Raw genomic sequence first — 22928 nt, forward strand, 5'->3', positions numbered from 1 at the left:
TCACTGTGCCGTCCCTCCAAATCCAGCGGCGGACAGAGCCGCCTGAATGGCCGCATTGTTAATGTGCGCAGGCAGTCGTTTGTTCAGAAACTGCACATAGCTGGCAGCCAGATCATCACCATAAGCCTGAGCAAGATTGTTTTTCAGCTTTTGCATCATATCAGCCGAAGCTGGTGGATTGGGGACGAACACCTTGGTAACCACAGCCACAAAAAAGGTATCGGCATTCTCCGCCATAACTGCCTGCCCGGCCTTCATATGCGCGATGTAGCTAGCCACTTCTGGCGGAAGGGCCTTGTTGGGGTTGGCAAAGGAGAATGGAATATTCCGCACAATCTGAACGCCGGAGGCATCCTGATCCGCAATGTTACCTTTCTGGCGGGCGGTCAGGAACAACGCTGTAGCTTTCTGGTCAGCAGCATGATGGCGCGCATCAGCCTGCCACGCAGTCACAACATCCGCTTTAGCTTGCTCAAACGTGCGCGGCGAGGCTGGCGTGATGGAATCAACCGCTACGGCAAACCAACTGTTATCCGGTCCATCTATCAGGATCGGGTTGTCGCCGGCCTTCTGCGCAAAGACCTGATGAATGATGGCGTCACGCAGTTTGCCAGAAGCAGGAATCGGGGCTGGTTGTTTTTCGGCAGTGTTGCCCTGTGCGTCTAGCGAGCCGGAAATGGCAACGGCTCCGAGCGTATCGGGGATAGCATCCAGACCTTTGCCAGCAATGGCATCCTGCAACTGACGACGGCGTTCCGTTACAACGGAAGGCGCCATGGCTGCACGGTACTGCTGAAGAATGTCCTGCTTGGCATCTGCAAAAGAGGTGCTGTGTGCGGGCAGAATTTTGGTCACCCTAAAAGCGGCCCAGCCCATTTCAGTCTTGACCGGCCCCATGATCTGCCCCTGCGGGGCCTGAAACAACGCCTGCTTCAGAATATCCGAGGGAATGGTGGCTGGGCGAGCGCCCGGCATGTCCACAGATGCCGCCCCTTTGACCGCAGCCTGCGCGCTCTGCCAGTCACCTTTCAGGTGCCACGCATCGACAATTTTCTGGGCATCCGCCTGAGTGGAAGTCGTAATAAGCTGCACATCCCGAGTTTCCGGAACATTGTAACGGCTGCTCTGCTCATCATACACGCGTTTGAGCTGCGCATCATCCATTGAAATGGTGTCAGCAACCGTCTGGGCCGATAGAACTACGATACGTGCGTGCCTGAGTTCTGGTGTGCTGAACTGCCATGGGTGGTTGGCATAATAACGCTGCAACGTTGCGTTGTCTGGAGCAGGAAGGGCTGGTTGTGCCGCAACGGGAATGCTGATCAGGTCAACCAGTCGGGTTTTTGCGCCATAATTTACAAGCGTATTCAGGAGTGTGGTGGAAACGGAAGCCCCCTGCGCCATGGGTTGCAGTAGGGTGCGGACGGTCAGATCATCACGGATCATGTCCAGCACCTGCTGCTCGCTCAATCCCTGCGCGCTTAGCCGCTGGTTGAATATGCTGCGATCAAACTGCCCTGTTGGCCCCTTGAAGTAAGGGAGTGAGAACACTTCCTCCCTTATGGCGGAATCCGGCACCATGATCTTGAGCTGTCTGGCGGCTTCCAGAAGTTCTGCCTGCGCTATCAGGCGCTGAAGAATCTGGTGCGCGATCTGCCCCTGCATGATGGGAGACATGGCGGACGGATCCTTGATGCCCATCTGCTGGGTGATCGTTGGCATTTCCGAGCGCAGGGCCATCGCCAATTCACGCGTGGCGATGCGGTGCTGGCCAACCCGGGCCACCACGTCAGTTTCTTCGCTCATGAAGCCGATAACATCGCCAATACCCCAGCCGACAAAGGCCAGAAAAATAACAATGGCAATAACGCGGCCCAGCCACGATTCAACTAGTACTCGGCGCAGGTAGGAAATCATGACCCTATGGATCCACAGCTTGTCATAAATGGTTTATGCTGGTCTCAGCACATCTTGGGGCGGCACCATAAGCGGAGGTGTGCCGCTTGACCAGACATAACCGTTATGGGGCAGCAATAAGGTATTAGCCCTCTCTTGCCCCGTAGGGGGAGTATATGGTTTAGCCTGTTGTCAACCGTGCCACTGCAGACGCACTGCGCGCGTGGCAGCACAGGATCTGGAGGAAGGGTATGAGCAGGCAGATTATTGTCGGCAATTGGAAAATGAATGGCACAAGCCGGGACGCGCAGGCGCTGGTGCAGGCGCTGGTTGGTGGTTTGCCAGCAGCCGCGCCGGATGTGGTCGTCTGTCCGCCCTTTACGCAACTGGCGCTTGTGCAGCCTACGCTGGCTTCCTCCCCCATCGCATTGGGTGCGCAGGATTGCCATAAAGATGTCTCGGGCGCGCATACGGGGGATATCTCCCCGGCCATGCTCACAGACCTTGGGGTGTCTTACGTTATTCTGGGTCACTCCGAGCGTCGCCAAGAACATGGTGAACTCGATGAGACCGTGCGTGAAAAAGCCGTGGCCGCCACCAAGGCAGGTCTGACTCCCATCATCTGTATTGGTGAGACGGAAGACCAGCGCGAAAGTGGAGAATATCAGGACGTTTTGGGCTGGCAGATCAAGGGATCGCTTCCTGATGGTTTTGCCGGTATTGTAGCTTACGAACCTGTATGGGCTATTGGAACCGGGCTTGCCGCGACAACCGACCAGATCGCCGAAACTATGGCTTTTCTGCGTGCAGAATTGGTTCGTCAGTTCGGAGAGGCTGGAAAAGCTATCAAAATCCTGTATGGAGGGTCCGTAAACGCCGGGAATGCTGTTTCCGTTCTTTCCATTCCGGAAGTCGCGGGTGCACTGGTTGGTGGCGCCAGCCTTAAGGCGGACGCATTTCTTTCTATTGTCAACGCAGCATCCGCTGCCTGACATGTTGCTTTGATCTGGAACCTGACATGACGACAGCCCTGCTGATCCTGCATTTCTGTGTCACCATTGCTCTGATTGGCGTTGTGCTGATTCAGCGGAGCGAGGGTGGCGGCCTTGGTATTGGTAACAGTCAGGGTATGGGAGCCTTTATGTCCGGTCGGGGGACGGCAAACCTGCTGACCCGCACAACTGCCGTGCTGGCCGGACTGTTCATGCTCCTCTCTCTCCTGTTGGCAGTGCTTTACAAAGGGAGTGTGACAGGCGCAGGGCATGACATTCTGGCCCAGCCTCCGGCGGAAACCGCACCGGCGGCAGCGTCGGCTCCGTCCGCAGTCCAGACCCCGGCAGCACCTGCGGCTTCCAAGCCCTGAAAAATGCTGACATCCTTCTCTGATATCCGTCTGATACACAGAGAAGATCATAAATTTCTGTCCCCCGCATGCAGCAATGCATGCGGTGGATTGTGTTTGTTTATCTTTATCCACCCGCTCCAGTTCGTGTAGGAATTCTGCTCATGACACGCTTTGTCTTTATTACTGGTGGTGTGGTGTCCTCTCTTGGCAAGGGCATTGCTTCAGCCGCTCTCGCAGCGCTTTTGCAGGCGCGTGGCTATAAGGTCCGCCTGCGCAAGCTGGACCCCTACCTGAACGTGGACCCCGGCACCATGAGCCCTTACCAGCATGGTGAGGTCTTTGTAACAGATGACGGAGCGGAAACGGACCTCGATCTTGGCCATTATGAACGCTTTACCGGCGTTAATGCCACCAAAGAGGATAATGCGACGACCGGACGCATTTATTCCGACGTGATCGTGCGTGAACGCCGGGGGGATTACCTTGGTGCCACGGTACAGGTTATTCCGCACATTACGGATGCGATTAAGGATGTGGTCGTCGCCAATACGGATGACCTCGACTTTGTTCTGGTCGAGATTGGCGGCACTGTTGGTGATATTGAGAGCCTGCCGTTCCTTGAATCCATTCGTCAGTTACGCAACGATCTGGGCATGGACCAGACAATGGTGGTCCACCTTACGCTTCTGCCGTGGATTCCATCTGCCGGGGAGCTGAAAACAAAGCCGACGCAGCATTCCGTCAAGGAATTGCAGAATGTTGGTATTCAGCCGCAGATCCTGCTTTGCCGTTGCGACCGTCCCATTCCTCCGACTGAACGACGCAAGATTGCAAACTTCTGTAATGTGCGTCCTGAAGCCGTGATTGCAGCACGGGATGTGGATACAATTTACGCATGTCCCCTCTCCTACCATGCGGAAGGGATGGATACGGAGGTTCTGCGGTATTTCGGTCTTCCGTATGCAGAAGAGCCTGATCTGTCCAATTGGCAGAAGGTTGTGGATGCCCTGCGCCACCCCAAAAGTGAGGTGCGTGTTGCTGTGGTTGGTAAATACACAGCTCTGCTGGACAGCTACAAATCTTTGAACGAAGCGTTGCTGCATGGTGGGATTGCCCATCAGGTAAAAGTAACACTCGACTGGATTGATTCTGAGCAGTTTGAAAAAAATCCTGCCACGCTGGAAGAGCGCTTGGGTGGTGCGGATGCCATTCTGGTGCCAGGCGGCTTTGGCGAGCGTGGTTCACAGGGTAAAATTGAAGCCATTCGTTATGCGCGTGAAAAAGGCATTCCATTCCTCGGAATCTGCTTTGGTATGCAGATGGCGGTTATTGAATGTGCCCGTAATCTGGCTGGACTGGCCGATGCGTCTTCCACCGAGTTTGGTCGGACGGACGAGCCTCTGGTTGGGTTGATGACGGAATGGGCACGGGGCAATGAACGTTTGCGTCGTAGCGAAGGCGGAGAACTGGGCGGCACCATGCGGCTGGGCGCTTATCCGGCCACTCTTGTTGCAGGCTCCCGCGCCGCAGAAGTTTATGGCACCACCTCCATTCGTGAGCGCCACCGCCACCGGTATGAGGTGAATATTCATTACAAGGAACAGCTTGAGAAAGCGGGCCTGCGTTTTTCTGGTCTGTCTCCTGATGGTATTTTGCCAGAGGTTGTAGAATATACCGATCATCCTTGGTTTATCGCCGTTCAGTACCATCCTGAGCTGAAGTCACGCCCATTCGCGCCGCATCCGTTGTTCGCCGGGTTTGTTGGTGCTGCGGTCGCTAAGGCAAATCAAGCATGACCTCGCCCATAAGCGCACCAGTTGAAATTGGTGGGCTGACAATTGGGAATAATCAACCGTTCGTGCTGATTGCAGGGCCGTGTCAGATTGAATCAGCCGCCCATGCCATGGAAACGGCGGCTGCCCTCAAAGAGCTGTGTCTGGCCGCCGGTGTGGGGCTGATTTACAAAAGCTCTTTTGATAAGGCAAACCGCACCAGCCTTTCTAGCGCCCGTGGCGTGGGGCTGAAAAATGGCTTGGCTATTCTGGCGGATATTCGGCAGACTTATAATCTGCCGGTTTTAACCGATGTGCATACGCCAGAGCAGTGTGCGCCTGTGGCGGAAGCTGTGGATGTATTGCAAATCCCTGCGTTTTTGTGCCGTCAGACGGATCTGCTTCTGGCGGCAGGGAGCACGGGGGCTGCTGTTAACGTTAAAAAAGGTCAGTTTCTGGCGCCATGGGATATGCAGCATGTTGCGGCAAAAATTGCGTCAACAGGTAACCAGCGTGTTCTGCTGTGTGAACGTGGTACGAGTTTTGGTTACAACACGCTTGTAAACGATATGCGTGGTTTGCCCATTATGGCCCAGACTGGTTGCCCGGTCGTGTACGATGCAACACATTCCGTGCAGCAACCTGGTGGGCTGGGTGGCGCAAGTGGTGGGCAAAGAGAGTTCGCTCCTATCCTGTCCCGCGCGGCACTGGCAGTTGGTGTGGCTGCCTTGTTTATAGAAACGCATGAGGATCCTGATAAAGCTCCTAGTGACGGCCCCAATATGTTGCCGATTAGCAGCCTCCCTCCTCTGCTGAAACAATTCCGTGCCATAGATGACCTGATTAAAGGGTCTATTTCCTGATTGTTTCGGGGCATTGGGCATAAAAAACCGCACAGACTGAGCTGTGGCGGTTTTTTTTGTATCTCTTCTGGGTTCGTTTAGACGTCCAGATTGGCGACTTTAAGGGCATTGCCGACAATAAAGTCACGCCGAGGCTCTACAACATCGCCCATCAGGGTTGTAAAGACGTCTCCAGCTTCTTCTACATCGCCGACGCGAACTTGCAGCAATGTGCGCATGGCGGGGTCAAGCGTGGTCTCCCAGAGCTGTGCATCATTCATCTCGCCCAGACCTTTAAAGCGATTGATGGCGAGCCCTCTGCGGCCTTGTGCAAGCAGACGGGTAAACAGGTCAGATGGTCCGTTCAAGCGGTGCTCTGTTATTTCAAACTTGAGCACAACGCCAGTTTCAAAGTCTTTTTGCAGACGTGTGAGCTGCGACGTTAGCCAGCGGGCATCTGATCCGGCCAGTGTGGCGGGGTCAATTCGGTAAACCTCACCAACACCACGGACATTACGGGCAAGCTCCACTCCATCCACGCTAGCCGCGGCTTTCCACCCCCGTTCCGTGGTGGAAGATGCGGCATCTAGCCGCTGTTGAAGCGCAGGCATACGCTGTTGCAGCTGTTCCAGATCAGCCGTGAGCGCGCCAGCGAGGGCAAGCTGCTCAACAATCCACGCCGGAATGCGTGTTGAGATGCGAGAGATAGCCTGACAGGCTTGCCGGATAAACGGAATGTCAGATTCCAGTTCAGCGCCAGAAACCGTGCGTCCATCGGCATACACAAAACTGGCGTTATTCAGAGCCTTATCCAGCAGGTACTGCTCAAGTGCGGCATCATCCTTCAGGTAGGTTTCTTCATTCCCACGCTTTGCCCGGTAAAGCGGTGGCTGGGCGATGTAAAGGTAACCCCGCTCAATCAGTTCCGGCATTTGACGGAAGAAGAATGTCAGCAGCAGGGTGCGGATGTGAGAGCCGTCCACGTCAGCATCGGTCATGATAACAATGCGGTGGTAACGGAGTTTCTCAATAGAGAACCCGCCCTGATCGACTTCTCCTCGACCGATGCCGGTGCCAAGTGCGGTAATAAGCGTACCAATTTCCGCTGAGCCAAGCATACGGTCAAACCGTGCGCGCTCCACATTCAGGATTTTGCCCTTCAGTGGGAGAATAGCCTGAAAGCGCCTGTCCCTTCCCTGCTTTGCCGTACCACCTGCGGAGTCACCTTCCACAATAAACAGTTCAGCTTTGGCTGGGTCGCGCGCCTGACAGTCTGCCAGCTTGCCCGGTAGGGATGACACGTCAAGAATGCCTTTGCGGCGCGTCAGTTCTCGTGCCTTACGTGCTGCTTCTCGGGCAGAAGCAGCATCCAGCACTTTAGAGATAACAACCTTCGCTTCCTTGGGGTGCGTCTCAAACCAGTGGGCAATAATATCTGCTGCCGCAGCGTGCACAACGGGCTGTACCTCGGAGGAAACAAGTTTGTCCTTGGTCTGGGACGAGAATTTGGGATCAGGCACTTTAACCGACAGAACGGCAGTCAGACCTTCGCGCATATCTTCGCCCTGCAGGGACTGTGCATCTTTTTTGGCAAGGCTCTCGGCATATTTGCCAACAACGCGCGTTAGCGCCTGACGGAAGCCAGCCAGATGCGCGCCACCATCCCGCTGAGGGATATTGTTGGTAAAGCAGAGCATGGTTTCGTGGAAACTATCGTTCCAGCTCAGCGCAAACTCGACTTTAATCCCATTTTCCGGGTTTTCAAGGCTGCCTGTAATAGGGGGGGTAATCAGCGATGTACGAGAACGGTCAAGCCAGTTTACAAAAGCCTCAAGGCCGCCTTCGTAATAGAATTTTTCTTCCCGAACCGGGGTTGTGCGCGCATCACGCAGCACAATTTCCAAGCCAGAGTTCAAAAAGGCCAGTTCCCGCAGTCTGCGTTCGAGAATTGTAAAGTCGAACTCAATACGTGGGAATGTCTCCAAGCTTGGTTTGAAGGTGACCTGTGTTCCACTTTCCTGCGTGGAGGGGCCAACTACTTCCAACGGTGCATCACGCTCGCCATGACGGAAGCGGATGCAATGCTCCTTGCCATTGCGCCAGATGCGGACTTCCATCCACTCTGAAAGAGCGTTGACAACAGCAGCTCCCACCCCGTGCAGACCGCCAGAAACCTTGTAAGAGTTCTGGTTGAATTTGCCGCCCGCGTGCAGGCGTGTCAGCACCACTTCGGCGGCACTGATGCCTTCTTCGTGGTGCATATCGGTTGGAATGCCACGGCCATTGTCTCGGACGGTCACGCTGCCGTCTGCATTGAGGGTGAGAACACAGCGCGTTGCAAAACCGGCCTGTGCCTCGTCCACCGCGTTATCAATGATCTCGAATGCCATGTGATGCAGGCCAGAACCATCATCAGTATCACCGATGTACATTCCGGGCCGTTTGCGGACAGCATCAAGCCCCTTCAGCACAGAGATAGACGCGGCATCATACTCTTCGGTACCAGCAGATGGCGTAGGCTGAGAGAGGTCTGTCATAAGAATGCTGCACTCCGCAAAAAAAGAATGGAAGCCATTCTTTCTTATACTCTGCCCATGGCTTTGCGACCAGCGCGTAAGGCGTGTTTTGTCAGCAGATCTGCAAAAAACCGCCCTGTTTCAAGGTGGCAAACTGCGCGTGCCTCTGTAAGGGCGCAAAAGGAGCCGAATCAGTGCCGGTTATAAGAACCGTACTTTGAAAATTCTGCAGGATATTTTGTAAGGATAGCCGACGCTGCTCGTCTAGATGAACAAGTGGCTCATCCAGTAGGAGTAAGGGGGCCGTTCCCCTGTGATCCCTGACCAGCCGAGCGTGTGCCAGAATCAACCCGATCAGGAGAGACTTCTGCTGCCCAGTGCTGGCCAACGCGGCTGGTATGCCTTTTTTCAGATCAGTTAGCAGGAAATCGCTTTTATGCACGCCAATGTTTGAGCGCCCTTTTTCTTGGTCGGATGGGCGTGCGGCTACGAGCTTGTCTCTAAGCCAATCCTCAACATGCAGGGCCGCACTGCTTTCCAGCTTGTCGGCTATGGTGCAGGTGAGCTGGATCTGCACAGCGGGAAAAGCGTCCATATCCTGCTGGGCATATAGGTTGATCTGGCGGACTGTCTCGTTACGGGCCGCTGCAACAGAGACGCCATGGCGTGCCATGGCAGCCTCCAGCCCGGTTAGCCAGGTAAGTTCGTATGGGCGGGTTTGTAACAAGCGGTTCCGCTGGCTCATGGCGCGGTCATAAGCGGCAAGTTCTCGCGCATGGTGCGGATAAGCCGCCATAACCAACCGGTCCAGAAAACGGCGACGGCCTGAGGCACTCTCGCTGAACAATCGATCCATCTGAGGTGTCAGCCAAACAGCCGCCAGTGGATTTTCCCATGTATTCTGGTTACGCAGTGGCCGACCATTCAGCAGAAAAACGCGACGAGGCGTTTCAGCTCCGGGTTGGAGGCCTGTGCCTAATTCAGTGGGTTCGTCATCAACTAGAATATGGGAGGCAATACCCCAGTGGGTACTACCATTCTGGCCAAAGTGACTTAAAGGGGCAGCCCGTAGTCCACGCCCCGGTGTCAGGAGTGAGATGGCTTCCAGCAGATTAGTTTTGCCGCTTCCATTTTCCCCAGTCAGCACAACAATGGGAGATTGTGGGCACAGGGTCAGGTTGTCGTAGTTACGAAAGCGGCAAAGGGAAAGCTTGGTCAGTTGCAACCGAGACGAAGGTTGCCCTCCCCCGCCAGTAGGCCGGGGAGGTAAAAAAGAGGCGTGAAGAGTGGTTGTCACACGCGCATCGGCATGAGGACATACAGGGCAGATGGGCTATCCACATCACGCACAATGGTGGGGGAAGCGCTATCTGCAAAGCAGAACTCGACTTCTTTTTCCACCTGATCGGTAATGTCGTTCAGATAGCGCGCCTGAAAGCCAATTTCGAGCGCTTCCGCATCATAGGAAATACGGTTGTCATCCAGTTCTTCCTTAGCCGTTCCCTGCTCTGCACTGCTGGCGGAAAGGGTCAGGAGGCCAGGTTCCAGCATCAGTTTGACGGGCCGGGACCGTTCCTGACTGATAGCGGCAACGCGGGCTACTGCGTCGGAAAAGTCTTTTTTGCCAACACGGAGAACACGCGTATTATTGCGTGGAATAACGCGTTCGTATTCCGGGAAGGTGCCATCAATCAGTTTGGAAGTCAGGGTAATGGGACCGACGGTAAACTGAATCCGTGTTTCTGAAAGAGCAACGGCAATTTCTTCCGGTGCTTCGTCAATCAGCTTGCGCAGTTCTGCAACGGTTTTGCGGGGGACGATTACTCCCGGCATTCCTGCTGCCCCGGCAGGCATATCGGCTTCAACCCGCGCCAGACGGTGCCCGTCGGTGGCGACTGCACGCAGCAGGGACTGCCCGTCAATATCGGCAACATGTAGGTAGATGCCGTTCAGGTAGTACCGTGTTTCTTCCGTGGAAATGGCAAAACGCGTCCGGTCGATCAGAGAGCGGAGCACATTCCCGTTCAGCAGGAATTTATGTGGGAACTCCCCTGCTCCCATGGATGGAAAGTCGTCCACGCTCAGAACATTCAGCCGTGTGGCGTAGCGACCTGCGCGCAGATGAAGCTGGCCATCGCTATCCGTCTGGTCCAGTTCGACTTCAACACCGTCTGGCAGCTTGCGTACGATTTCGTACAGCACCGAAGCAGGAGCAGTTGTGGAACCTTCGCGCGTTATTGTGGCCGGAACAGTTTCGACCACTTCAATTTCCATGTCAGTGGCTTTCAGACACAACTGCCCGTTGGAAGCCTGCATGAGCACGTTGGCGAGGATGGGTATCGTATTGCGTTTTTCCGCCACGCTCTGGATATGAGCCAACGCCTTGAGGAGCGTTGCGCGCTCTGCCGAAAATTTCATTTATCCCTCTTTCCTGCACAGCAAGTCCGACACTCCTGAACTGGAGATGGAACCCGTCTTATATCCGCTATCCGCACTAAAACTAACAGGCGGCGCTTATCAGTCAATCCTTTTGGATATGCTGGCTTTTTCAGCTTTCCAACATGCGGCGCATCAGTTCCACGTCTTCTGCAAAGGCTGCATCACGTTCCATCAGTTCGGTCACCCGGTTTACCGCGTGCATGACGGTTGTATGGTCGCGATTGCCAAATTTGCGACCTATTTCTGGCAGCGAGCGACTGGTCAACTGCTTTGCCAGATACATGGCGACCTGCCGGGGACGCGCTACATTTCGGGCGCGGCGGGCAGAGGACATATCCGTGAGCCGGATATTCCAATGCTCGGCGACTTTTTTCTGTATTTCTTCAATGGTCACGCGCCGGTCATGAGCCTTGAGAATATCATGCAGCACGTCCTGTGTGGCTTCCAACGTCACAGGGCGACCAAAAAGATTGGCATGGGCGATCAGGCGGTTTAGCGCGCCTTCCAGTTCACGCACATTGGATGTGATCTTATGCGCCAGAAATTCCAGCACTTTTGCTGGCACGACAACGCCGGAGGCGGCGGCTTTGGCTTCCAGAATGGAGATGCGCAACTCAAACGTGGTTGCGTGAATATCAGCCACCATGCCGCAACCCAGACGGGTGCGGAGCCGATCTTCCAGCCCGGAAAGGTCCGAGGGAGACTTGTCGGCTGACACCACAATCTGCCGCCCGGCATCAACCAGCGCGTTGAAGGTGTGGAAAAATTCTTCCTGCGTATTGTCCTTGCCGATGAGGAACTGGAGGTCATCAATCATGAGGACATCCACCGAGCGGAGCTGCTCCTTAAACTCGATGGTGGACTGGGAGCGAATGGCGGCAATAAAGCGGTACATGAACTTTTCAGCAGACATGTACGCCACCGAGACATTGCCGCTTTTAACCAATTCTGCGCCGATGGCGTGCATAAGGTGGGTTTTACCCAAGCCAACGCCGCCATAAAGGAAAAGGGGGTTGAAGCCTACGCTGGAGGGTTTTTCTGCCACGCGACGGGCACAGGCATAGGCAAACTCATTGGGTTTGCCGACCACAAACGTATCAAACGTAAACCGGCTATCCAGTGCGGTAACAAGATCGCTGCGCACTTCAGCAACCGGGCGGTTGGCTGGGCCAGCGTCTTCGCTGGAGGGCACGTTTTGCGCAGGGGCAGCGGCGACCTCAGCAAGCTGGAGTGGCGCTGGGTCTCCGGGGCGGGCAACCTGAAGCTCAACCCGGCGGAGTGCGGGAACTTCGTTGTGCCACAGTTCGCTCAGACGATCGCCGTACTGGCTGCGGACCCAGTCTCGCAAAAAACGGGTGGGGAGAAGGAGCGTAATTTCGTCGCCATCAATCGGACCGAGGGCAATCTGGGTCAGCCATGTGCGGTATTCAACCTCGCCGACTTCTCCCTTCAGGCGGCCACAGATACGTAGCCACGATTCCGCAAGCCCTTTGTTGTCTTCCAGTCGGGAAAAGGCGCTTTCGTCATCGTCCACTCCGATTGTCATTTTTGCTCCCGAGCGGTCATATAAAGGCGCATACCATGCGCAAAAAAACTCAACAGGTCAGTGCTCTGGGCACTGACACCTGCGTCTTGCTGTTCTGGTGCGTATACCTTGTCGCAGCGGGACCGGGGATACCCTTTTTGGCCAAGCTTGCTCAAGGGGGCGTCTTACCAGATTAAAGCAGTATCACTCTTGCGGGCAATGAAAAAGCTCGGTCTGGCGAAGGCAGAACGTTAGCAGACAGCAGGTCGGCACAAAAAGCAAAGCCGAATCATCGGCACGATGATTCGGCTTTGCTTCAAACAATCCAGAAGCAACCAGATGGTTGCCTGACTGCTTTCTTATGCTGTTGCCAGAGCCTTGATGCGGGCAGACAGACGGGAAATTTTGCGTGCAACCGTGTTGTGATGTGCAACACCCTTGCTTGCGGCACGCTGGATTTCCGGCTGCGCAACACGCAGGGCTTCACGAGCGCCTGCCTGATCCCCGGCTTCAATTGCGGTTTCTACTTTCTTGATGAAAGTACGCATGCGGGATTTGCGGGCCGTGTTACGGGCAGTCCGCTTCGCGGTCTGCCGGATGCGCTTACGCGCCGAAGCGATATTCGCCATGAGTTTCTATTCTGTCCAGCACTAAGAAAAAAGTAAGGTGCGCGACGCGCCGGAGCCCATCAGCACAAAGAGTAAGCGGTCCTGTAATGCACGCATGCGCTTTCAGTCAAGCATGTTCCGGTCTGAGCGCTCGAAATTTACCCGTTTTTCTGATGTTGGGGGCAGAAAAACGTGGAGCGCCCGGCCTGTGTCATATGCTGCACACCGTTACACGCGGGCGTGCCGGGGCACTTTGGGCAAGGCTGATTTTTTTTACCATAAACCTGCCATGCGTGCTGGAAGTAACCGAGCCCTCCTTCGGGGCGTGCATAATCTTTCAGGCTGGACCCGCCTGCGGCTATGGCTTCCTGTAGAACAGCACGAATGGACTGAACTAGCAGGTCCGCTGCGTGTGGTGTGAGGTTGCAGGCGGGCATGGTGGGGGCAATGGACGCTCTGAATAGTGCCTCACAGACATAAATATTCCCCAGGCCAGCCACAACGTGCTGGTCCAATAAAAAAGACTTTATGGCCGTGCGCCGGTTTTGGCCTGCATTCACTAGTGTCTGTGCGGAAAAATTATTGCTTAGTGGCTCGGGACCCATTTTCAGAAAAGCCCGGTAGGTCTCTTCTGCCGCAGTGGGAATAAGGTCCATCATGCCAAAACGGCGTGGGTCGATGTACGCGCAGCGTTTGCCGTCGTCTGTAACAAACACCACGTGTTCGTGAGCTTGGGGTGTTACAGGAGAATCGAGTAGAATGCGCCCAGACATGCCAAGATGCAGTACAATCGATTGGCCGCAGCACAGGCGGATAAGAATATATTTGCCGCGACGACAAAAACTTAAAATTTTGGAGCCCGTAACTGCCTTGGAAAAATCGGCAGGAATCCGCCATCTCAGATCGTGACGGCGGATGATTGTCTGCTGGATAGTGCGATCTTGCAGGGCGATCTGCATACCGCGCATCACGGTTTCTACTTCGGGGAGTTCCGGCATGGCTATAAAGCAGGGTATAGAGGAAACCCATGACCGACAACTCTTTTGCGCCCTCCCCCGCTCCTTCTGACGTAACAGTGGAAGAAACGGATTTTGGCTTCCGTTCCGTAAGGAAGGAAGAGAAGAAAAACCTTGTCCGCGGTGTGTTCGACAGCGTGGCGGGACAGTACGATGTGATGAATGACATCATGTCGCTTGGTATCCACCGAATATGGAAGCGCATATTCGTGACGGAGCTTGGTCCCCAGCCCGGCCTGACGTTGCTCGACCTTGCCGGTGGTACAGGTGATATTTCATTTGGCTGGCTCAAGGGTGGCGGTGGTCCCGCCATCATGACCGATATTAATCGTAGTATGCTCTCGGTCGGTCGGGACCGGGCTCTTAACCGTGGGCTGGTGTCCGACCTGTCTTTCTGCGTTGTGGATGCCGAGGCCATTCCTTTGCAGGATATGTCAGTGGACCGGGTGTCCATTGCTTTCGGTTTGAGGAACTGCACAGATAAGCTGGCAGTGATTCGCGAAGCCCGGCGGGTTCTCAAGCCCGGCGGTCGCTTTTTGTGCCTCGAATTTTCCCGCGTGCAGGTTGCTGCACTGGCACCGATTTATGACGCATGGTCGTTCAAGGTGCTTCCTGCCATGGGCGAACTCGTCGCCAAGGACCGGGAAAGCTATCAATATCTGGCGGAAAGCATTCGTATGTTCCCCGATCAGGAGACATTGGCGGATATGTTCCGCGAGGCGGGTCTGTCCCATGTGCGGTATCAGTCCCTTTCGGGCGGGATTGCCGCAATTCATTCAGGCTGGCGTATCTGATCTAGTATGTCTGAGGTGCTTCCTCCCCGTTCAGTGTTGTTGATTGTTGGCGGGAGCATTGCCGCCTTCAAAGCTCCTGAACTGCTCCGCCTTCTTCAGGCGGAAGGTATGCAGGTACGGTGCGTTCTGACCGAAGGGGGGCGTCAGTTCGTAACGCCTCTGACGCTACAGGCATTGAGCGGGCAACCGGTCCATACAGACCTGTTCTCCCTGACGGCAGAACAGGAAATGGGGCATATCGCTCTGTCCCGCTGGGCTGATCTTGTGTTGGTTTGCCCGGCGTCCGCCAATCTTCTGGCTCGCATGGCCGGTGGTCTGGCGGACGATTTGGCGGGGGCGTTACTTTTGGCGACTGATGCGCCAGTTATGGCTGTTCCGGCCATGAATGTGCGCATGTGGGAGCATCCGGCAACGCAGGCCAACGTGGCGCTGCTGGCGGAGCGCGGTGTAAGCATTCTCCAGCCTACATGTGGTCCTATGGCGTGTGGCGAGTTTGGCGCCGGACGTATGCCAGAACCGGTCGACATTAAAGATGCGGTGCTGGCTTTTTTTCGGCAACAGCAATGTCAGGCGGGTCCGCTAGCTGGGCGCCGGATATTGGTGACCGCTGGCCCAACGCATGAGCCGCTGGACCCTGTACGTTATCTAGCTAACAGGTCCTCAGGGCAGCAGGGGTTTGCCCTTGCTGCCGGTCTGGCGGATTTGGGGGCGAGTGTTACGCTTGTCAGTGGTCCCGTCTCCCTTCCCGCACCTGCTGGGGTAACTTTTCTGGCTTGTGAAACAGCCCGTGAAATGCAGGCTCTCGTCATGGGGAATGGTCCGTTTGACGTGGCCATCTGCACTGCGGCTGTTGCGGACTGGAGGCCTGAGCACGAAGCTGGGCAAAAAATTAAAAAACGGGGGCGTATGATGCCGCGCCCCCTATAACGTTGGTGCCTAACCCTGATATTCTGGCCGAGCTTTCAACCAAAGGTCCCAATAGACCGAGGCTCGTCATTGGTTTTGCTGCTGAGACTGAAAATGTGATTGGCAATGCAACAGCAAAGAGACAGCGCAAAGGATGCGACTGGATCGTTGCAAATGATGTAAGCCCGCAGACTGGCATAATGGGCGGTATGGAAAATCAGGTTGTGTTGATAACGCCTGACAATGTTGAACAATGGCCCAGAATGAGCAAAGCAGACGTGGCAAAAAAGCTGGCCGCGCGTATAACTGTCTGGCTTTCTGAATAGCATTGATACAATACCTGTTAAAATCCAAGGAGTAGAGTATGTCCGCCTCTGAAAAAACGTCCGGCACCGTTGGCATCAAGGTTCGGCGTCTTTCTCATGGGCAGGATCTGCCTCTTCCAACCTATGCGACCAGTGGCGCTGCCGGGATGGACCTGCTGGCAGCCGTGGATGCACCCATGCGCCTTGAACCGGGGCAAAGGGGGCTGGTGCCAACGGGTTTAAGTATCGCCCTGCCCTCGGGGTATGAATTACAGGTGCGGCCTCGTTCGGGGCTCGCGCTTAAACACGGTATAGTCCTGCCCAATTCTCCGGGCACTATCGATGAAGATTATCGGGGAGAGGTCGGCGTTATTGTGATGAATGCCGGGCAGCAGGCATTTGTGATAGAGCGTGGTATGCGTATTGCGCAGGCTGTTGTTGCCCCAGTTGTGCGTGCGACGTGGCTCGAGTGCGATGATCTGGACAAAACCGAACGCGGTGCGGGAGGTTTTGGCAGTACAGGAACGGGAGCATCATGAGCGACCGGCAGCAGGAATTTCCGTTCTCACCAGAGTTATGTTCCTCTCTTCCCGCCGCGTGCCGTAAGCAGAATGGGAGCTGGCTGGTCGGATTAGTCGTTTTTTCTGTTATCTTGCTCTGTGCCGCGTGGTTGCCTTCAGGTGGCTCGCCTCATGTTGGTAGCGCAGCGGCTGTACTGCCGCTGGAACTGATCTATCTGCCTGACTACGCTTTTCAGACCATGGGGCGGATGGTGGCGGGACTGCTTTTGTCCCTTCTGTCTGCTTTGCTCTGTGTGGCTTTTATCTTCAGGAGCCGGTGGGGGGCAAAGTGCCTGCTGCCTTTGCTGGATGTGGGGCAGTCATTTCCCGTTCTGGCTATTCCTCCGCTGGTTCTGCCATTTTTTCAGCACCAGATGCCAGCGCAGTCTGGCTGCGCAGAGGTGGTGGTAGTTTTAACCATCTGGTGCAGTCAGTTTTGGGGCATGGTGCAGGTTTTGTGCCAACGATTTTATGGCGTTCCTGCTGAGTTGGAGGATGTGGTCTGCTGCTTTGGCCTAACATCGTGGCAGAAGTTTTGGCAGTTGGAAGTGCCTTTTGCCATTCCTGCTCTCGTGCGTAAAACCATGCTTTCCATGGGAGGAAGCTGGTTTGCTGCGCTATATGCAGAAAGTACAGTGCTGGATGGCCATAACTGGCTTTTTGCCGGAATAGGCTCGTATGTTAGGCAGGCTGTGAGTGACCGCAATGTGGTCGCCCTTCTGGCGTCCCTTCTGTCTATGCTGGTTGTGATTGCACTGTTTGACCAGCTTTTGTTTCGTCCGCTTTCAGCTTGGGCTGTCCGTTTTCAGCCCAGCAAGGTGGGCGAGCCACATCTTGCTGAACCTTGGTTTCTAAAGCTTTTGCGCCGTACGCGTGTGTTCCGTCTTATTGTTTTGTTTTGTGTGGAAACCGGGCGCAGGCTTAGCCGCCTCCCTTTGGGGGAACGTTATGGGCAGGATCGCAAGATAGATCTGGTCAGCAAGTATGACTGGATATGGCTTGGTCTCGGCCTGTTGTTTGTGGGGGTGGCAGGAACGCTGGCGTGGCAGCATCTGCATGCCGTTTACGGGTTTCCGGTTATTTTTGCTGTAGTGCTTTCGGACAGCATGACGGCCCTGCGCGTTTTTGTCTTGGTTGGTCTTGTTTCATTCCTCTGGATACCATTGGGCGTCTGGTTAGGATTGAAATCGTCATATGCTGGGCATGTGCAGCGCCTTGTTCAGTATTGTTCCGTCATTCCTGCCAATCTGTTTTTTCCATTATGGGCCGCAGGTTTGATGTGCTGCCCATTGGTTTCCTCTGTTTGGCAGGCACCTCTTATTGTGCTGGGAGCACAGTGGTATATTGCGCTGGGTGTGCTGGCAGGTGTGAGTGCCTACCCTTCCGACTTGCTGGAGGCGGCTAGGAATCTGAATGTCAGGAGGAGCTTGTGGTGGCGCAAAGTGCTGCTGCCGGGCATTCTACCTTATTATCTGGCAGGGCTTGTGGCCGCGACCAGTAGCGCATGGAATGCCGCCATTGCGGCGGAGTGGCTGGTTTGGGGGCAGACGACTTTGAAGCTCAATGGCATCGGGAGCTTTGTTGCCAGCACAGCGGCTAAGGGTGATGTGAGCGCCGTTGCACTTGGTGCTGTTGCTATGTGCCTGTTTATGATGCTTTTAAACGCCTTTTTATGGCGCCCCCTGTCTGATTATGTTTCTCGCCGTCTGAAACTGAATTGAACGGACTGACCTGCAATGGTGTTTCCCTCACAATCTGGGCGTATTGCGTCACAACAGGCAGTGCTGGCCGAGTTGCGCCATATCCGGCAATTCTACCACAAAGATAGTACTGCTGATGTGCAGGTGCTTGATGATGTCAACCTGAGCATCCACGCGGGCGAGATTGTCGGGCTACTGGGGCGATCTGGCTCTGGTAAATCGACCCTGTTGCGAATTATCGCCGGGTTACTGCCGCCCACATCTGGCGAGGTGCTGTGGAAAGGGCAGCCACTTAAAGGGCCTACTCAGGATGTGGCGATTGTTTTTCAATCTTTCGCCCTGTTCCCATGGATGACGGTTGAGGAAAACGTGGCGCTGGGTCTGGATGCCAAAGGCACCCCCATGGCTGAACGGGATGCGTTGGTAGAAAGCGCAATAGAACTGATCGGTCTGGGAGGGTATGAAAATGCCTGGCCCAAGGAACTGTCCGGCGGAATGCAGCAGCGCGTTGGTCTGGCCCGTGCGTTGGTGGTTAACCCAGCATTGCTGCTGATGGACGAGCCTTTTTCTGCTTTGGATGTGCTGACCGCCGAAAACCTGCGAACAGATCTGATAGAGCTTTGGTCCGACAACAAGCTGCCTGTGCAGAGCATGTTGATTGTGACGCACAACATAGAAGAAGCTGTGTTGATGTGTGACCGGATTGTTATCTCCTCCTCCAACCCCGGTCGTATTGCTCATGTTCTGCCGGTTCCCTTCCCTCACCCGCGTAACCGCGAGGATGCAGCGTTCCGTCAACTGGTCGATCACATTTATGCGTTGATGACGCAACGTGCACCCATCATCTCTGAGGCGGATTTGATGAATCGGGTTGCGGCAGCATCTTCCATGGCCCCTGCATTCCGGGCTTTGGTGCCTGTCTCCATTACCATGATGATTGGCATGATGGAGGCTCTGGCCGCCCCCCCTTGAATGGACGCGCTGATTTGCCTGTTCTGGCGGAAAAGCTTCAGTTGGAACTGGATGATCTGTTCCCGCTTGGGGAATCTCTGGAACTTTTGGCATTGGCGGAGCTGGAGGATGGAGACATTCTTCTGACCAATGAAGGTGTTCATTTTGTCTTGAGCGATCTGGAAGAGCGTAAGGCCATAATGGGCCATGCTCTGCGGCATCATGTGCCTTTGGTCAAAATGATCTGTGCTCTTCTTGATGAACGCCCGACACACAGTGTCAAAGCTGAGCGTTTTCGCGATGAACTGGAGGCGAGCATGTCCCCCGACTATGCTCGGCAGACTCTTCAGACCATTATCGGCTGGGCCCGCTTTGCCGAATTGTTTGATTATGATGAAGAGAGCGACCGTTTTTTCTTACCCGATGATAGCCGGGAGTAATCAGGGGCTCGGGACCAAAAGCGCGCTTAGAGTTTGTCGGGCTTTGGCAAGTTTGGGCGCAATAACGGCTTGGCAGTAACCGGCTGTGGGGTGTCGTGCATAATAATTATGATGCTCTGCTTCTGCCGGCCAGAATACACTCAAGGGGTATAGTTCTGTAACGGGCGGTGCACCCCATAAATTGGTGTCAGTTACGGTTTGAATAACTTGCTGGGCAATTTTGTGCTGCTCGGCAGAGGCATAAAAAATAACTGACCGATACTGAGTTCCAACGTCATGCCCCTGTCTGTTCAGGGTCGTTGGGTCGTGTAGCACAAAAAAACTTTCCAGAATTTGACGGTAGCTTAGAACGGTTGGATCCCACTCCAATCTGATAACCTCGGCATGGCCGGTTTGGCCGGAGCACACCTGTTGGTAGGATGGGTCGCTCGTTGTACCCCCAGCATAGCCGGGGGTAACGGACAGTATGCCGCGCATCTGGCGGTACACAGCATCAAGACACCAGAAACAACCGCCACCGATTACTGCTGTTTCTGACATGGTTATGATCCTTTAACAGGGTGCTCCATCTGGTTTTGCACAGATGGAGCGGGTGGAGTGTCAGGCTATGCGTGCGAGGGCAGCCTTAAGGCGTGCACATTCACCTTGCTGGTTTTCCAGACGGTCGCGCATTTCCTGTACGACTTCTGGTTTAGCGCGGTTGACGAAGTTTTCGTTCCCAAGTTTTTTTTCTGTCTTGGCAACTTCGTCTTCTGCCTTGGAAAGCTCCTTCTTGAGCCGTTCGCGTTCAACGCTCAGGTCAATCAGGCCTTCCAGTGGAATGATGATGGTCGCTTCATCCACTACGGCCTGAGCGGACCCTTTGGGAATGTTACCTTCCAGCGAGCCGGTTTCGGTCACCCGAGCCATACGGCAGATAGCTTCCTGCCACCGCTGGATGCGTTCCAACGTTAACGGAGCAGCATCTTTGAGTAGGACAGGTGCAGTCTGGGAGGGCGGGACATTCATTTCTGCCCGGACTGTGCGGACTTCTGTAATCAGACGAATGATCTGTTCACATTCGGCCACAGCTTCCTCGGCGCCTGTGGGGGCAACAGGCTCTGGCCATTGGGCGGCAATCAGGCTGCCTTCCTCACCAAAGCCAAATTCGTGCCAGAGTGTGTCGGTCACAAACGGCACTACAGGCTGGAGCAGGCGCAGAATGATGCCAAGCACATGCCCGGCAACAGCACGGATTTCTGCTGCTTCCTGATCATTCTGGGAGTTGAAGACCGGCTTGGCGAATTCAAGGAACCAGTCACAAAAGCGGTTCCAGACAAAGCGGTAGCAGGTTAGCGCGTATTCATCAAAACGGTAGGCTTCCAGCGCATTGGTTGCATCCGTTATGGCGGTTGCCGCTTCTGCCAAAATCCAGCGGCCCAAAGGAGACTGGACCTGTTTGGGGTCAAAGCCTGTTGGTGCCTTTACCCCGTTCATTTCGCAGAATCGGGCAGCATTCCAGAGTTTGGTAATGAAGGAACGATAATCTTCCACCCGCTTGCGGCCGAGTTTGACGTCGCGCCCAATGCCAGTCAGCGCGCAGATGGTGAAGCGCATGGCATCCGCACCATAATCGTCAATTAACTCCAAGGGGTCGATGCCGTTCCCTTTGCTCTTGGACATCTTCTGTCCATGCTCGTCACGCACCAGACCGTGGATGAAGATGTTACGGAACGGCACATCGTGCATGAAGTGCTGGCCCATCATCATCATTCTAGCAACCCAGAAGAAGATGATGTCAAAGCCAGTTACCAGAACATCTGTTGGGTAATACCGGTCGAGTTCAGGCGTTTTGTCCGGCCAGCCAAGAGTAGAAAACGGCCACAGGGCGGATGAAAACCACGTATCCAGAACATCCTCATCCTGTGTCAGTGGCTCTGCCTTGCCGTAATGGGCTTCGGCCTGTTTTTGGGCATCTTCACCGTCATGGGCGACAAAGACGTGTCCGTCCGGCCCATACCAGGCTGGAATGCGGTGTCCCCACCACAACTGGCGGGAAATGCACCAAGGCTGGATGTCCCGCATCCAGGCAAAAAAGGTGTTCTCCCATTGTTTGGGTATAAAACTGGCGCGGCCGGACGTAATAGCTTCTACCGCCGGGCCAGCAAGCTTGCCTGCATCACAATACCACTGGGTGGTCAGGCGGGGTTCAATAACCGCCCCACCCCGCTCTGCATGGGGGACCTGATGCCGATGTGGTTCAATTTTTTCTAGCCAGCCGGTTTCTTCCAGCTTGGCGACAATAGTCTTACGGGCATTTTCCCGCGAGGTACCGGAAAGCGAGCGTACGAAGTCTGGGTCAGCCAGTCCGTCCTGTGCGGTCAGTTCGGATTCTATTTCGTCCAGCACAATGCAGGCCTGTTCGTCCAGCACGCTAATCATGGGGAGCTGGTGCCTGCGGCCAACTTCAAAGTCATTGAAGTCATGTGCAGGGGTAATTTTGACGGCACCTGTCCCTTTTTCGGGGTCAGAATGCTCATCCGCAACAACGGGGATCAGTCGGCCGGTCAGAGGCAGGCGGACAAATTTGCCGATCAGTCCTTTGTAACGTTCATCTTCAGGATGTACCGCTACGGCTGTATCGCCCAGCATGGTTTCTGGTCGGGTTGTGGCGACCGTAATGGTTGTGTCGCCTTCTCCCTCAACAGGGTAACGGATGTACCACAGGTTGCCTGCAACATCTTTGCTCTCCACTTCCAGATCGGAAATGGCAGAACGGAATGCCGGGTCCCAGTTGACCAGCCGTCGATCCCGATAAATCAGGCCCTCTTTGTAAAGGGATACAAACACTTCCTTAACGGCGCGGGACAGGCCTTCGTCCATTGTGAAGCGTTCACGCGGCCAGTCCAGCGAGGCTCCGAGGCGGCGTAACTGGCGTGTAATGCCACCGCCCGATTCCTCTTTCCATTGCCAGACGCGTTCAATAAAGGCTTCACGGCCCATATCCTGCCGGGTCGTTTTGCCTTCTGCGGCCAATGTGCGTTCGACGACCATCTGCGTGGCAATGCCTGCGTGGTCTGTTCCGGGCTGCCAAAGGGTGTCAAATCCCTGCATGCGCTTCCAGCGGATCAGGGTATCCTGCAACGTCATGGTCAGCGCATGGCCCATGTGGAGCGTGCCGGTAACGTTGGGTGGTGGGATCATAATGGTAAAAGGTTTTTTGTCGCTTGCAGGCTGAGCGGAGAAAGCCTTTTTGCTTTCCCACAGTTCGTACAGCCGGTTTTCTGTTTGTGCAGGCTCAAAAGTCTTGTTCAGCATATTTATCCAACCACAC

16 protein-coding genes and 2 pseudogenes are annotated in these 22928 nt (G+C 54.9%); 9 read left to right on the forward strand and 9 right to left on the reverse strand.

The window, feature by feature from the left end:
- On the reverse strand, positions 1-1917 hold the full coding sequence (locus AGA_RS07925; RefSeq protein WP_059023772.1) for a peptidylprolyl isomerase: 1917 nt from the start codon (positions 1915-1917) through the stop codon (positions 1-3).
- Between the two features lie 230 nt (positions 1918-2147).
- Between AGA_RS07925 and tpiA the strand changes: the two genes are divergently transcribed.
- The 4 genes from tpiA (at position 2148) to kdsA (ending at position 5876) form a co-directional block, all read left to right on the forward strand.
- Positions 2148-2888: a triose-phosphate isomerase gene (tpiA, locus tag AGA_RS07930; protein ID WP_059023773.1), complete on the forward strand. Its 741-nt coding sequence runs from the start codon at positions 2148-2150 to the stop codon at positions 2886-2888.
- Between the two features lie 26 nt (positions 2889-2914).
- Positions 2915-3259 carry a preprotein translocase subunit SecG gene (gene secG, locus AGA_RS07935; RefSeq protein WP_059023774.1) on the forward strand — a complete coding sequence of 115 codons (345 nt, stop codon included), beginning with the start codon at positions 2915-2917 and terminating at the stop codon, positions 3257-3259.
- A 143-nt stretch (positions 3260-3402) separates the two neighbouring features.
- Positions 3403-5037: a CTP synthase gene (locus AGA_RS07940; protein ID WP_059024760.1), complete on the forward strand. Its 1635-nt coding sequence runs from the start codon at positions 3403-3405 to the stop codon at positions 5035-5037.
- Positions 5034-5876: a 3-deoxy-8-phosphooctulonate synthase gene (kdsA, locus tag AGA_RS07945; RefSeq protein ID WP_059023775.1), complete on the forward strand. Its 843-nt coding sequence runs from the start codon at positions 5034-5036 to the stop codon at positions 5874-5876. Before AGA_RS07940 ends, kdsA begins: the two co-directional genes overlap by 4 nt.
- Before the next feature lie 77 nt (positions 5877-5953).
- Here kdsA and gyrB read toward each other — a convergent pair whose 3' ends face one another.
- The 6 genes from gyrB to mutM all read right to left on the reverse strand — a co-directional run bounded on the left by gyrB (position 5954) and on the right by mutM (position 13941).
- Entirely contained in the window at positions 5954-8392 is a 2439-nt protein-coding gene (gyrB, locus tag AGA_RS07950) for a DNA topoisomerase (ATP-hydrolyzing) subunit B (RefSeq protein ID WP_059023776.1), read from the reverse strand.
- 91 nt (positions 8393-8483) lie between these two features.
- Positions 8484-9596, reverse strand: a complete 1113-nt coding sequence (gene recF, locus AGA_RS07955; protein ID WP_059023777.1) for a DNA replication/repair protein RecF — start codon at positions 9594-9596, stop codon at positions 8484-8486.
- Positions 9597-9664: 68 nt separating this feature from the next.
- Positions 9665-10789 carry a DNA polymerase III subunit beta gene (gene dnaN, locus AGA_RS07960; RefSeq protein WP_059023778.1) on the reverse strand — a complete coding sequence of 375 codons (1125 nt, stop codon included), beginning with the start codon at positions 10787-10789 and terminating at the stop codon, positions 9665-9667.
- Between the two features lie 130 nt (positions 10790-10919).
- The gene (gene dnaA, locus AGA_RS07965; RefSeq protein WP_059023779.1) at positions 10920-12356 is read right to left on the reverse strand and encodes a chromosomal replication initiator protein DnaA; all 1437 of its coding nucleotides are present in this window, start codon (positions 12354-12356) and stop codon (positions 10920-10922) included.
- A gap of 338 nt (positions 12357-12694) precedes the next feature.
- Positions 12695-12964: a 30S ribosomal protein S20 gene (gene rpsT, locus AGA_RS07970; protein ID WP_059023780.1), complete on the reverse strand. Its 270-nt coding sequence runs from the start codon at positions 12962-12964 to the stop codon at positions 12695-12697.
- A gap of 137 nt (positions 12965-13101) precedes the next feature.
- Positions 13102-13941, reverse strand: coding sequence for a bifunctional DNA-formamidopyrimidine glycosylase/DNA-(apurinic or apyrimidinic site) lyase (mutM, locus tag AGA_RS07975; protein ID WP_059023781.1), 840 nt, complete (start codon positions 13939-13941; stop codon positions 13102-13104).
- Positions 13942-13970: 29 nt separating this feature from the next.
- On the opposite strand from mutM, the gene AGA_RS07980 reads away from it, so the two are divergent.
- From AGA_RS07980 to AGA_RS08000, 5 genes and pseudogenes are all read left to right on the forward strand, one after another.
- Positions 13971-14753: a class I SAM-dependent methyltransferase gene (locus AGA_RS07980; RefSeq protein ID WP_059023782.1), complete on the forward strand. Its 783-nt coding sequence runs from the start codon at positions 13971-13973 to the stop codon at positions 14751-14753.
- A gap of 6 nt (positions 14754-14759) precedes the next feature.
- Positions 14760-15985: pseudogene (coaBC, locus tag AGA_RS07985) on the forward strand (bifunctional phosphopantothenoylcysteine decarboxylase/phosphopantothenate--cysteine ligase CoaBC).
- Positions 15986-16023: 38 nt separating this feature from the next.
- Complete coding sequence (dut, locus tag AGA_RS07990) at positions 16024-16503, forward strand: dUTP diphosphatase (RefSeq protein ID WP_059023783.1); 480 nt, start codon at positions 16024-16026, stop codon at positions 16501-16503.
- Positions 16500-18245, forward strand: a complete 1746-nt coding sequence (locus AGA_RS07995; RefSeq protein ID WP_059023784.1) for an ABC transporter permease subunit — start codon at positions 16500-16502, stop codon at positions 18243-18245. Before dut ends, AGA_RS07995 begins: the two co-directional genes overlap by 4 nt.
- A gap of 15 nt (positions 18246-18260) precedes the next feature.
- Positions 18261-19615 (forward strand): annotated as a pseudogene (locus AGA_RS08000) (ABC transporter ATP-binding protein).
- On the opposite strand, the gene msrA reads toward AGA_RS08000, so the two are convergent.
- Together msrA and AGA_RS08010 are read right to left on the reverse strand one after the other, a co-directional pair.
- Positions 19616-20155: a peptide-methionine (S)-S-oxide reductase MsrA gene (gene msrA / locus AGA_RS08005; RefSeq protein WP_059023785.1), complete on the reverse strand. Its 540-nt coding sequence runs from the start codon at positions 20153-20155 to the stop codon at positions 19616-19618.
- Positions 20156-20215: 60 nt separating this feature from the next.
- On the reverse strand, positions 20216-22912 hold the full coding sequence (locus tag AGA_RS08010) for a valine--tRNA ligase (RefSeq protein ID WP_059024762.1): 2697 nt from the start codon (positions 22910-22912) through the stop codon (positions 20216-20218).
- Positions 22913-22928 lie beyond the last annotated feature (16 nt).

This window comes from Acetobacter ghanensis (assembly GCF_001499675.1).
Lineage (GTDB): Bacteria > Pseudomonadota > Alphaproteobacteria > Acetobacterales > Acetobacteraceae > Acetobacter > Acetobacter ghanensis.